Annotated in this window: 9 protein-coding genes; 1 reads left to right on the forward strand and 8 read right to left on the reverse strand. The window is 69.8% G+C overall.

Annotated elements, in window-relative coordinates; genetic code table 11:
• Positions 1-100: 100 nt before the first annotated feature.
• The 8 genes from AB0I10_RS28325 to AB0I10_RS28360 form a co-directional block, all read right to left on the reverse strand.
• The gene (locus AB0I10_RS28325) at positions 101-2,683 is read right to left on the reverse strand and encodes an FtsX-like permease family protein (protein WP_363155477.1); all 2,583 of its coding nucleotides are present in this window, start codon (positions 2,681-2,683) and stop codon (positions 101-103) included.
• Between the two features lie 102 nt (positions 2,684-2,785).
• Entirely contained in the window at positions 2,786-3,589 is an 804-nt protein-coding gene (locus AB0I10_RS28330) for an ABC transporter ATP-binding protein (RefSeq protein WP_363155478.1), read from the reverse strand.
• Between the two features lie 237 nt (positions 3,590-3,826).
• Positions 3,827-4,534 carry a helix-turn-helix transcriptional regulator gene (locus AB0I10_RS28335; RefSeq protein WP_363155502.1) on the reverse strand — a complete coding sequence of 236 codons (708 nt, stop codon included), beginning with the start codon at positions 4,532-4,534 and terminating at the stop codon, positions 3,827-3,829.
• 137 nt (positions 4,535-4,671) lie between these two features.
• On the reverse strand, positions 4,672-5,568 hold the full coding sequence (locus AB0I10_RS28340) for a carbohydrate ABC transporter permease (RefSeq protein ID WP_363155479.1): 897 nt from the start codon (positions 5,566-5,568) through the stop codon (positions 4,672-4,674).
• Complete coding sequence (locus AB0I10_RS28345; protein ID WP_363155480.1) at positions 5,568-6,482, reverse strand: sugar ABC transporter permease; 915 nt, start codon at positions 6,480-6,482, stop codon at positions 5,568-5,570. The genes AB0I10_RS28340 and AB0I10_RS28345 overlap by 1 nt, the downstream gene beginning before the upstream one ends.
• Positions 6,479-7,843, reverse strand: coding sequence for an extracellular solute-binding protein (locus tag AB0I10_RS28350; RefSeq protein ID WP_363155481.1), 1,365 nt, complete (start codon positions 7,841-7,843; stop codon positions 6,479-6,481). Before AB0I10_RS28350 ends, AB0I10_RS28345 begins: the two co-directional genes overlap by 4 nt.
• Before the next feature lie 77 nt (positions 7,844-7,920).
• Positions 7,921-8,619, reverse strand: a complete 699-nt coding sequence (locus AB0I10_RS28355) for a response regulator (protein ID WP_363155482.1) — start codon at positions 8,617-8,619, stop codon at positions 7,921-7,923.
• 46 nt (positions 8,620-8,665) lie between these two features.
• Entirely contained in the window at positions 8,666-10,327 is a 1,662-nt protein-coding gene (locus AB0I10_RS28360) for a sensor histidine kinase (protein ID WP_363155483.1), read from the reverse strand.
• Between the two features lie 142 nt (positions 10,328-10,469).
• On the opposite strand from AB0I10_RS28360, the gene AB0I10_RS28365 reads away from it, so the two are divergent.
• Positions 10,470-11,885 carry a cation:dicarboxylase symporter family transporter gene (locus AB0I10_RS28365; RefSeq protein ID WP_363155484.1) on the forward strand — a complete coding sequence of 472 codons (1,416 nt, stop codon included), beginning with the start codon at positions 10,470-10,472 and terminating at the stop codon, positions 11,883-11,885.
• Positions 11,886-12,051 lie beyond the last annotated feature (166 nt).

Below are 12,051 nucleotides of genomic sequence, written 5' to 3' on the forward strand. Positions count from 1 at the left end.
GGTGGTGGTGGCGCAGTGGGGCTGATCCTCGGCGGTGTGCTCACCGAGTACATGGACTGGCGCTGGACCTTCTTCGTCAACATCCCGTTCGCCGTACGGGTCACTGCGCGCCGATGGCCTCCAGCATGTTCAGCCGGGCGGCCCGGCGGGCCGGCCACAGCGCCGCCAGCACCCCCACGACCAGCGCGATCAGCAGGAACAGCCCGAGCCGGCCCCAGGGCAGCACCATCTCGTAGGTGGGGAACGACGAGCCGACCAGGCTGCCGCCGGCCCAGGCCAGGAAGACGCCCACGCCGATGCCGAGGATCGCGCCGAACAGCGAGATGACCACCGACTCCAGCCGCACCATCTGCTTGATGCCGCTGCGGGCCAGACCGATCGCCCGCAGCATCCCTATCTCCCGGGTCCGCTCGAACACCGACATGGCCAGGGTGTTGACCACGCCGACCACCGCGATGACGACGGCCATGCCCAGAAGTCCGTAGATCATGTTCAGAACGGTGTCGATCTGCCCGGCGTTCTCCTTGCGCAGGTCGTCGTGGTTCTGGATCTTCAGCAGCGGGCTGTCGCCGAGGGCCTGCCGGATGTCCTTGACCAGGGCCGGAGAGCCGCCGCCGGCCGCCTTCACCAGCAGTTCCTCGTTCTTGACCCGGGTCAGATGCGGGTCGACCAGCGACACGTCGGCGAAGAGCTCACCCAGCACCTCGTTGTCCTTGTAGACGGCGGCGACCTTCAGCTTCGTGGTCTTCTTCTCGTTCTCGTCGAACCGGACGCTCACCGTGTCACCGGCGTGCCAGCCGTGCTCCTTGGCGCCCTTCTGCGAGACAGCGATCCCGCCGGCCCGGACGGCATCCAACGAGCCCTGGGTGAAGGTGAGTCGGGTGACCTTGTCGATCTGAGCGAGGTCGGTGCCGCGCAGGTAGCCGAAGCCGCCGTCGGCGCCCGAGCCGCCGGTGGTGAAGGACGTGCCGCGCAGCGGGGCCATCGCCTCCACGCCCGGGACCTGCGCCACCTTCTTCGACAGCTCGGGATCCAGACCGACGTAGGTCGAGGTCTTGACCTGGTAGTCGGCGGTCAGCCCGTTGGCCGCCATCTTGTCCATGCCCAGCTGCGCCGAGTGCCCCACGACCGTCATCCCGGTGATCAGGGTGAGGCCGATCATCAGCGCGGACGCGGTCGCGGCGGTCCGGCGCGGATTGCGCAGGGCGTTCTCCTTGGCCAGCTTGCCGCCGATGCCGAACAGCCGGGTGGTGACGAGACCGGCCAGCGAGACCAGCGGACGGGACAGCAGCGGGGCAAGGATGATCACGCCGGTCAGCGTCAGCATCGAGCCCAGCATCGCGATCGGCAGATCGTCACCGGACTTGAGGGTGGAGACGTAGAGCATCACCGCCACACCGAGGCCGCCGATGACCGCACCGATGGTGTTGCGGAGCACCAGGCTGCGCAGCGCGGGCGGCGCCTCGACGGTGCTGAGCGCCTCCACCGGCGCGATCTTCGCCGCCTTACGGGACGGCAGCCACGCGGCCAGTACGGTCACCACGACGCCCACCCCCAGTGCGGAGAGCACCGCGGCCGGGCTGATGATGACCGGCCCGTCCGGGAAGCCCGCGCCATTGGCGTTCAGCACCGCACGCAGGCCCACCGCGATTCCGGTGCCCAGCGCGAACCCGACGACGGAGGAGATCAGCCCCAGCAGACCGGCCTCGGCCAGCACCGAGCGCACCACCTGCCGGCGCGAGGCTCCGACCGCACGCAGCAGGGCGATCTCGCGGCTGCGCTGGGAGATCAGCATGGTGAAGGTGTTGGCGATGATGAAGACGCCGACGAACAGGGCGATTCCGGCGAAGGTCAGCAGGGTCTTGCTCAGCGCGCTGTTCTGCTCGGCGATCATCTTGGCCTGCTCGGCGGCGAGTTCACTGCCGCTGGTCGCCTCGGCACGGTCCTTGGGCAGCAGTTCGCGGACCTTCGCAGTGAGCGCCCGCTGGTCGGTGCCGGGCGTCGCCGCCACGACCAGCTCGTCGAACTGACCGGGGTGCAGATACAGCTTCTGCGCGGTGGCGGTGTCGAACAGCGCCAGGCTGCCGCCCGCGGTCACCTGCGGGTCGTCCGTCGCGACGATGCCGACCAGCTTCTTCTTCAGCACCGGCCCGTCGGTGGCGAACCGCACGGTGTCGCCGATCTTGTAGCCGGCGGCCTTCGCGGTGCTCTCGGCGAGCGCCATCTCGTTCTCGGAGGCCGGGCCGCGGCCCTGCGCCAGCGGGTAGCGGCTGTCCTTGCCGTCCTTGCCCGGCTGGTAGTTGACGGCGAGGTTCTGCCAGCCGTTGCCGATCGGCTGGTCGTCCCTCCCGGCGAGCGTCGCCGTTCCGGTGACGTCGGACCGAACGGACTGCACGCCGGGCAGTACCCGGATCCGGTCCGCCAGTTTCTGGTCGAGCGCGGTGGCCCGCTTGCCGTCCTTCTCACCGTCGCCGGCGTCGGGGGCGTCGGGGCCGGAGGTGGCCCGGACGGAGACGGCCACATCCTTGAGGTTCTTGGCGGAGGCGTTCTTGACGGCCTCGCCGACGGTGTCGCTGAAGATGAGGGTGCCGGCGACGAAGGCGACGCCGAGCAGGACCGCGAGCGCGGTCATCATCAGCCGGGCTTTGTGCGCAAGGACATTGCGCAGGGCAGTACGCAGCATGGTGGTGGTGTCAGTCCTGGAGTCCGGTAGCTCTGGATACGGAGGGGCGGGGCGGCGGGCGGCCCGCCGCGGCGGGCGGCGGGCGCGCCAGGTCCGCCGGTGTCAGCTCGTACGGCCCTTGGAGTCGAAAAGCCGCATCCGGTCCAGGACGGCGTCAGCGGTCGGCTCGTACAGCTCCTCGACTATCCGGCCGTCCGCGAGGAACACCACCCGGTCCGCGTACCCGGCCGCGACCGGATCGTGGGTGACCATCACCACCGTCTGGTCCATCGCCCGCACCGACTCGCGCAGAAAGCCCAGCACCTCGGCGCCGGAACGGGAGTCGAGATTGCCGGTCGGCTCGTCCGCGAAGATGATCTCCGGCTGGGCGGCCAGCGCCCGGGCGACGGCGACCCGCTGCTGCTGTCCGCCGGAGAGCTGCGCGGGCCGGTGCGAGAGCCGCCCGGAGAGGCCGACGGTCTCGATGACGGTGTTCACCCACTCCCGGTCGGGCCTGCGGCCCGCTATGTCCATCGGCAGCGTGATGTTCTCCAGCGCGGTGAGCGTCGGCAGCAGATTGAACGCCTGGAAGATGAAGCCGATCTTGTCCCGGCGCAGCCGCGTCAGCTGCTTGTCGCCCAGCGAAGCCAGCTCCACATCGCCGATCCGCGCCGAGCCGCTGGAGATCGAGTCCAGCCCGGCCATGCAGTGCATCAGCGTGGACTTACCGGACCCGGACGGGCCCATGATGGCGGTGAACCGGGCCTTGCCGAACTCCACGGAGACGGAGTCCAGCGCGACCACGCGGGTCTCACCCTGGCCGTAGACCTTGCTCAGGTCCGTGGCACGGGCGGCGACGGCCGCGGTGGCTCGGGCGGGGGAACCGGGGGATCCGGGGAAACCCGAAAATGCTGCCGCGTGGGACACGGGGACTCCTGAAGGGGACAGAAAAGGGACGGAAGATGTTGTGCAACGTGCTGTCCCAATTCTCGAATGCGCAGGTCACCCCAGTCCTCAACCCGAGGGACGGAAAGTCGCGTCGGTGGGAAGTCCGACGCCGGCCCCCGCCGTCATCCTGTGGGGGGACGCCCGTCCGACCTGTGACCTACGGGCTGCGGGGCCGCTCCCACCGTCACCGATCCGCCCGCACCGCGCCCGCCGCCCTCAGCCCGACAGCCCGGCCCGCTGCCAGAACTCCTCCAGGATGCGGCCGAGAAACGCGCGCCCCGCCCTGCCGGACTCATCGGCGCTGCCTCCGCCGCCCCAGTTGAGCGAGGCCGCCATCGTGTCGTGGTACTCGCCGAACAGCTCCTGCAGCACGTCCTGGATCTGCTGCTTGGGCAGCGGTACGACCTTGCCGATGGGCCGCACGTACCCCTGCCAGCGGGTGGTGGCGGCGCTGGTCAGCATCTCGGTCAGCTTCGCCTCCTGGCCGGTGAACCGGACCAGCGCGGGCAGCGGAAGGTCCAGCACCTCGGCGAGCGCCGCGGCCTGCCGGTCATTGCCGCGCCACGCCCCGCCGGCCTCCATCGCGTCGTACGCGGCCTGGTCCATGCCGATCCGCAGTGCCAGATCGTCGGGCGCCAGGCCGGCCGCCAGGCGGTACTCGCGCAGTGTGCCGGGCGCGCCGAGGAGCTCGCCGGGCGCACACCACAGCGCTCCGGCCAGCGCGCTCAGCTCGGCTTCGGTCGGCGAGGTCTCGCCCAGCTCCCAGGACGCCACCGTCGCGGGCGATATCCGTATGCCGTACGCGGCCCCGATCCCGTACGCGACATGGGCAGGGGTCATACCGAGGGCGTCGCGGTGCCGGCGGGCGGCCTCGGCGTTGAAAGGGGGCCTGCGCGGCTCCCCGGCGTGCGTGTTCACCGGCACACGGTAAGTGACCAGGTGCATTCACACCTATGGTGTATATGAACAAGATGTGAAGTCGTAGGTTCCTACGATCGTTCGGTTGCGGTGCCGCCCGTGGTGCGTATTCCATTGTGCCACCCGCCGCGCACCCACTGTTTCTAACCCTTCACTGCGCCCCCGAGTGCGAACCCGCCGCCGAGCCGCCTGGAGATGAGGATGTACAGAAGAATCACCGGTGTCGAGTAGAGGATCGAGAACGCGGCGAGTTCACCGAAGGCGATGGCTCCGTAGTTGCCGAAGAAGTTGAAGATGCTGACGGATGCGGGCAGCTGCTCCGGGGAGAGCAGCAGCATGAACGGGACGAAGAAATTGCCCCACATCATGATGAAGGTGTAGATCGTCACGACGGTGAAGCCGGGGCCCATCAGCGGCAGGATGATCCGCCACAGGGTCTGCATCCAGGAGGCGCCGTCCGTCCACGCCGCCTCCTCCAGGGCCTTGGGGACGCCGTCCATGAAGTTCTTCATCAGCCAGATGGCGAACGGGAGTTGGGCGGCGGCGAGGAAGAGCGTGGTGCCGTACATCGTGTCGATCAGATTGACCTGTACGAAGAGGCCGTAGACCGGCACCATGATCGCGGTGATCGGCAGACAGGTCGAGAACAGGATGGCCAGCAGGTACGGGCGGCTGAAGCGGGCGCGGAAACGGGAGAGCGGATAGGCGGCCAGGGCCGCGCAGACCACGGTGATCAGCGTGGCGCCGCCGCACAGCAGCAGGCTGTTGAGCATCGGCGTGAAGGTGATCTCGTCCGTCATGACCGCCGAGAAGTTGTCCGGAGCGGGCGACGCGGGCAGCCGTAGCCGCAGGGTCGCCTCCGTGTTCAGCGACGACAGCACCAGCCAGGCCAGCGGGATCGCGAACGCCACCGCGACGACCAGCAGCCCGGCGTCGGCGGCGAACCGATGGGGGTGCCCCCTGCTCGGAGCTTGTCGGAGAGCTCGGGGGAGGGCGGGCCGGGTCAGAAGGCGTCGGGTGGACCGGGCCGGGTGCGGCATCAGACCTCCTCGCGCATCAGGCGCAGATAGACCGCCGAGAACAGCGCGCCCACGACGAGCAGCAGCAGCGCCACCGCCGTGCCGTAACCGATCAGGGACTTCAGGAACGCCTGGTCGTACATGAACACCGGCAGCGTCTGGCTGCGGTTGCCAGGGCCGCCGCGGGTCATCGCCCAGATCAGCCCGAAGACGGAGAGCGTCTGAAGGGTGTTGAGCATCAGGTTGGTGCCGATGGAACGGCGGATCATCGGCAGCGTGATGTGCCACAGCCGCCGCAGCCCGCCCGCGCCGTCGACCTCCGCCGACTCCTTGACCTCCTGGGGGACCTCGGAGAGCGCCGCGGAGTAGATGAGCATCGAGAAGGCGGTGCCGCGCCACACGTTGGCGAACGAGACGGCGAGGATGGGGAGGGTGAACAGCCAGTTCTGGGTGGGGAGTTGGAGCCACTCCAGGATGGCGTTGAGGGTGCCGCGGCGTTCGAAGAAGGAATAGAGGAGAAAGCCCGCGACGATCTCCGGAATCACCCAGGCGGTGATCACCACCGCACCGGTGAGCGCGCGTACGGGCCGTGAGGCGCGCCGCATCAGGCCGGCCAGTGCGAGCCCCAGGGTGTTCTGGCCGAGGATCGAGGAGATCACGGTGAACACCAGGGTCAGCACGACCGCGTTGCGGAATCCGGCGTCGCCGAAGGCGTGCCGGAAGTTGGCCAGGCCGACGAAGGACGCCGATTCCTGGCCGGTCAACTGGGTGTCGGTGAAGGCGATATAGACGCAGTAGCCGATGGGCCCGGCGAGGAAGAGCAGCAGAACGACCGTGGCCGGGGCGAGCGGGGACCAGCGGAGCAGGCTCTTACGGGCGGGGAGGGCGCGGGGCCTGCGGGCCGTGCGCGCGCTCTTGGTGACGACGCCGTTCATGGTTTGGCGACGACCTGGCCGTCCACGATGGACTTCAGTTGTTCGTCGTAGTCCTTGGCGGCCTGGTCCGGCGAGGAGTCGTCGGCGGTGACCGCCTCCATCGCCTCACCGATCGCCGAGGCGACCTTGGGATAGGCGGGCAGCGCGGGCCGGTACTGGCTGATCTCGACCAGGCCGGTGAAGAAGCCGATGCCCGGTACCGACGTCAGATAGCGCGGCTCGGCGGCGACGTCCTTGCGTACCGCGATCTGCGCGCCCCGTACGCACCATTCGAGGGCGTTCTGCTTCGACTGGAACGTCTCGATCAACTTCCAGGCCAGATCGGGTTGCTGGGACTTCCGCGGCACCGACCACGTCCATCCGCCGGCCAGGCTGACCTTGCCCGGCGGGGTGCCGTGCTGGGTCGGGAACGGCGCCTGGCCGAGCGTCGTCGACCACTCGGGCCACGGGTTTCCGCCGCCGGTCTTCTGCCACTGCTGGCCCAGCCAGGAACCGTCGAGGTCGATGGCGAGTTTCTCCTCGGGCAACAGCTCGGCCGCGACATTGGTCTGGATGTTGGGGCTGAGCGCGTCGGACACGTCGGGGCCGAGCTTTTCCTTGTAGACGGTGTCGATGAACGTCAGGCTGTCCTTGAAGCCCTTGCTGCCGGTGACCCATTTCTTCGCGCCCGGCTCGTAGAGCTGGTTGTCCCCGGTGCCGTACAGCAGCATCTCGAAGCCCTGCATGACGGCGGCCTCGCCGGCGCCCTTGCCCGTGAAGACGTTCAGCGGGATCACGCCGGGGACCTTCCGCTTGACCTGCCGGGCCGCGTCGAGCACCGCGTCCCAGGTCCTGGGCTGCCAATCGGCCGGCAGCCCGGCCTTCTTGAAGATCTTCTTGTTGAACCACAGCCCGCGGGTGTCCGTGCCGTCCGGGACGCCGTACGTCTTGCCGTCCTGCGCCTTCGCGGCGGTCTTCGCGGTCGCCTCGAACTGACCCCAGTCGTCCCACGTGTCGATATAGGTGTCCAGAGGGCGCAGCAGCCCGGCCTCGATATCGGAGCTGATGAGGAAGGTGTCCTCGTAGACCACGTCGGGTGCGGTCTTCGGGGAGCGCATCATCTGCTGGATCTTGGTGTAGTAGTCGTTCTCCGACGCCTGGATCGGGATGAGCTTGACCTTCTTGCCGGGGTTGGCCTTCTCGAACTGCTTCGCCACCAGCTTGATGTAGTCGTCCCGGACCGTGACCTTGCTGTTGGTGTCCTTGATGAAGGCGACCTTGACGGTGTTCCGGTCGCTCCCGGCCCCACCGCCACAGGCGGTGAGCGTGCCCGCGGCCAGAACGGCGGCGGTGAGAAGAATCAGCGGGGCGGTGGGGCGCACGGCACGACCTCCAACTAACCACGGTCAACCAACCACGGCGGGCTGCCCGCTGAAAGTAAGTCACCGCTCACAACGGGTCAATGGCCCGACCAGCGATAGCGCAATTCCGGACGGCCGACCTGGCCGTACTGCGGGGCGCGGGCGGCCCGGCCGCTCTCCACGAGGTGTTCGAGATAGCGGCGGGCGGTGATCCGCGAGATCCCGACGTCGGCGGCCGCCTCCGCCGCCGTCAGACCGCTCTCCGCGGCTCGCAGCACATCGGTCACGGCGCGCAGGGTGGCCGCGGTCAGCCCCTTGGGGAGCGCGGCGGGGCGCGGCGCGCGCAGTGCGGCGATCGCCCGGTCCACCTCGTCCTGCCCGCTGGCCTCGCCCGCGGTGGCGCGGAACTCGGCGTAACGGGTGAGCCGGTCGCGGAGGGTGGAGAAGGTGAACGGCTTCAGCACGTACTGCACCACGCCGAGCGAGACGCCCTCGCGCACCATCGTCAGATCGCGGGCGGAGGTGACGGCGATGAGGTCGGCGGTGTGTCCGGCCGCGCGCAGTGTGCGCACCAGCTGGAGGCCGTGGCCGTCGGGAAGATAGAGGTCGAGCAGCAGCAGATCGACGGCGTGCTGGTCGAGGTGGCGGCGGGCGTCGCCGCCGGAGTGCACGGTGCCGGAGACGGTGAAGCCGGGCACCCGTCCGACGTACAGGGCGTGCGCGGCGGCCGCGACCGGATCGTCCTCGACGACGAGGACTCGGATGTCGGAGCGGGGCGAGGAGGGAGAGGGGCTCACCGGGCACATCCTCTCGTGGTGGTGCCGGGTCTGCGTCTCTTGCCATTCATGGCGCCACCCGTGTGTGCAGCGGCAGCCGTACGGTGAACCGCGCGCCGCCTTCCGGCTGCGGGTCGAGAGTAATGGTGCCGCCGTTACGGCGTACGGCCTGCCGGACGAGGGCGAGGCCCAGGCCGCGGCCCCGGGCCGGCGACCCGGCGGGGCTCTTGGTGGTCCAGCCCCGCTGGAAGATCTCCTCCGTGGCGTCCGCCGCGACCCCGGGGCCGTTGTCCGCCACGCACAGCAGCAGCTCACCGTCGTCCGCCCGCGCGGCGACGCGCACCAGCGGTGGTTCGGTGGCGGTGTGCTCCTGGGGCGGCGCGGCGGCGTCGATGGCGTTGTCGATGAGGTTGCCCAGCACCGTCACCAGGTCGCGGGCGGGCAGTCCGGGCGGGAGCAGCCCGTCGTCGATCCGGCTGTCCGGGGTGAGGGTCAGCTCGACGCCCCGCTCGTTGGCCTGCGCGGCCTTGCCGAGCAGCAGCGCGGCGAGTACCGGCTCGGCGACCGCGCCGACGACCTGGTCGGTCAGCGCCTGCGCCAACTCCAGCTCCGCGGTGGCGAATTCCACCGCCTCCTCGGCCCGCCCCAGCTCGATCAGCGACACCACCGTGTGCAGCCGGTTGGCGGCCTCGTGGGCCTGCGAGCGCAGCGCCTCGGCGAAGCCGCGTACCGAGTCCAACTCGCCGGAGAGCGCCTGGAGTTCGGTGTGGTCGCGGAGGGTGACGACGCTGCCGCGGTGCTCGCCGCCGGAGACCGGCGCGGAGTTGAGGACGAGCACCCGCTCGCCGGTGAGGTGCAGCTCGTCGACCCGCGGTCCCGGTGCGAGCAGCGCCTCGGTCAGCGGGGCGGGCAGCCCCAGCTCCGTCACGACCCTGCCCACCGCGTCGTCGGAGAGCCCGAGCAGCTCCCGCCCGCCGTCGTTGACCAGGGCGACCCTGCGCTGCCCGTCCAGCATCAACAGCCCCTCGCGCACCGCGTGCAGCGCCGCCTGGTGGTAGTCGTGCATCCGGCTGAGCTCGGCGGCGTTCATCCCGTGGGTGTGCCGCCGCAGCCTGGCGTTGATCACGTACGTCCCGAGGCCGCCCAGCGCCAGCGCCGCCGCGGCGACCCCGGCCAGCGCGAACACCTGCTCACGCAGCTCCTCGCTGATCGTTTTGATGGTGATGCCGGAGCTGACCAGCGCCGTGATCCGACCGCCGCGCTGCGGGTCATGGACCGGCGCGACGACCCGTACGGAGGGCCCGAGGACCCCCCGGTGCGTCTCGGGGAAGATCTCGCCGCGCAGCGCGGGCCCGATGTGCCCTAGGTACTTGTCGCCGATCGCCGACGGCTGCGGGTGCGTCCAGCGCGTCCCGTCCGGGGCCATCACCACGACGAATTCGACGCCCGCGTCCCGCCGCAGCCGCTCGGCGTACGGCTGGAGCGCGGCCGTCGGGTCCTTGGAGCGGGCCGCCGCCACCACGGCGGGCGAGTCGGCGACGGCGGTGGCCGCCGCGGTCGCCTGCCGCCGCGCGGTCTCCTCCGCCTGCCGTCCCGCGCTCAGATACGCGAAGACGGCGCAGCCCACGACGACCACCGCCACCAGCACGGCCTGCATCGCGAAGAGCTGCCCGGCGAGGCTGCGGGGGCCGCGCAGCCTCCGGGGAGGCCGGGGACGGGGGAGTCGCATACATAACAGTCTGCACGGTCACTTTTGCATGAACGAAATGAACGCAAGGGTGACGCACGCCACAGCGGAGTGCATAGTCGCCGGGACTTGTTGTGCGACAGAGCCGCAGATCAGCGCACAGCCGTATACCGAGGAGGCAGCCGTGGCTGCACAGACCCCGCCGTCCGGGGGCATCACCAAGGAGACCGCGCCGAAGAAGCGGGACCGCACCCATTTCCTCTATATCGCCGTGATCGGCGCCGTGCTGCTGGGCATCATCGTGGGCTTCGCGGCCCCCGGTGTCGCCGTCCAGCTCAAGCCGCTCGGTACCGGCTTCGTGAACCTCATCAAGATGATGATCTCGCCCATCATCTTCTGCACCATCGTGCTGGGCGTCGGCTCGGTGCGTAAGGCCGCCAAGGTCGGCGCGGTGGGCGGACTCGCCCTCGGCTACTTCATGGTGATGTCCACCGTCGCGCTGGCCATCGGCCTGGTCGTCGGCAACATCCTGGATCCCGGCTCCGGTCTCCATCTGACCGAGTCCGTCCGGCACGCGGGCCAGGCCCAGACGGAGGGCGGCGGCGAGTCCCTGCCCGACTTCCTGCTCGGCATGATCCCCACCACGCTGGTCTCCGCCTTCACCGGGGGCGAGGTGCTCCAGACGCTGCTGGTGGCGCTGCTGGCCGGCTTCGGGCTGCAGGCGATGGGCTCGGCCGGCGAACCGGTGCTGCGCGGTATCGGGCACATCCAGAAGCTGGTCTTCCGGGTGCTCTCCATGATCATGTGGGTGGCGCCGGTGGGTGCCTTCGGCGCCATCGCGGCGGTGGTCGGCGAGACCGGCCTGGACGCCCTGAAGACGCTGGCCGTCATCATGATCGGCTTCTACACCACCTGCCTGCTGTTCGTCTTCCTGGTGCTCGGCGCGCTGCTGCGGCTGGTCGCCGGCATCAACATCTTCTTGCTGCTGAAGTACCTGGCGCGCGAATTCCTGCTGATCCTGTCCACGTCGTCCTCGGAGTCGGCACTCCCCAGGCTGATTGCGAAGATGGAGCACCTGGGCGTCAGCAAGCCGGTGGTCGGCATCACCGTTCCCACCGGCTACAGCTTCAACCTCGACGGCACCGCCATCTATCTGACGATGGCCTCGCTGTTCGTCGCCGAGGCGATGGGCGATCCGCTCTCGCTCGGCCAGCAGATCTCACTGCTGGTCTTCATGATCATCGCGTCGAAGGGCGCGGCGGGCGTCACCGGTGCGGGTCTGGCGACGCTGGCCGGCGGCCTCCAGTCGCACCGCCCCGAACTGGTCGACGGTGTCGGCCTGATCGTCGGCATCGACCGCTTCATGAGCGAGGCCCGTGCGATGACCAACTTCGCGGGCAATGCGGTGGCCACGGTCCTGGTCGGCACCTGGACCAAGGAGATCGACAAGGCGCGGGCGGCGGAAGTGCTGTCCGGCCGGGTGCCGTTCGACGAGAAGACGCTCTCCGTCGACGGGCACGGCGAGGCGTCCGGCGAGGCGCCCACCGCTGAGGTCATCGGGCCGCGGGACGGCGGGGCGAAGGCGTCGGCGAAGGTCTGACGTCACGGGCCGACACCTCGGACCGATGTCACGGACCGACACCTCGGACCGACGTCATGGTCCGAGACCCGGCGAACAGGGGAGGGGCGGGTGCCGCGAGGCATCCGCCCCTTCGTCGTCGCCGGGGGGGGCCGGTGCCCGGCGATCCCCGGCGGCCCCGTCCGGC

This window comes from Streptomyces sp. NPDC050636 (assembly GCF_040654775.1).
Lineage (GTDB): Bacteria > Actinomycetota > Actinomycetes > Streptomycetales > Streptomycetaceae > Streptomyces.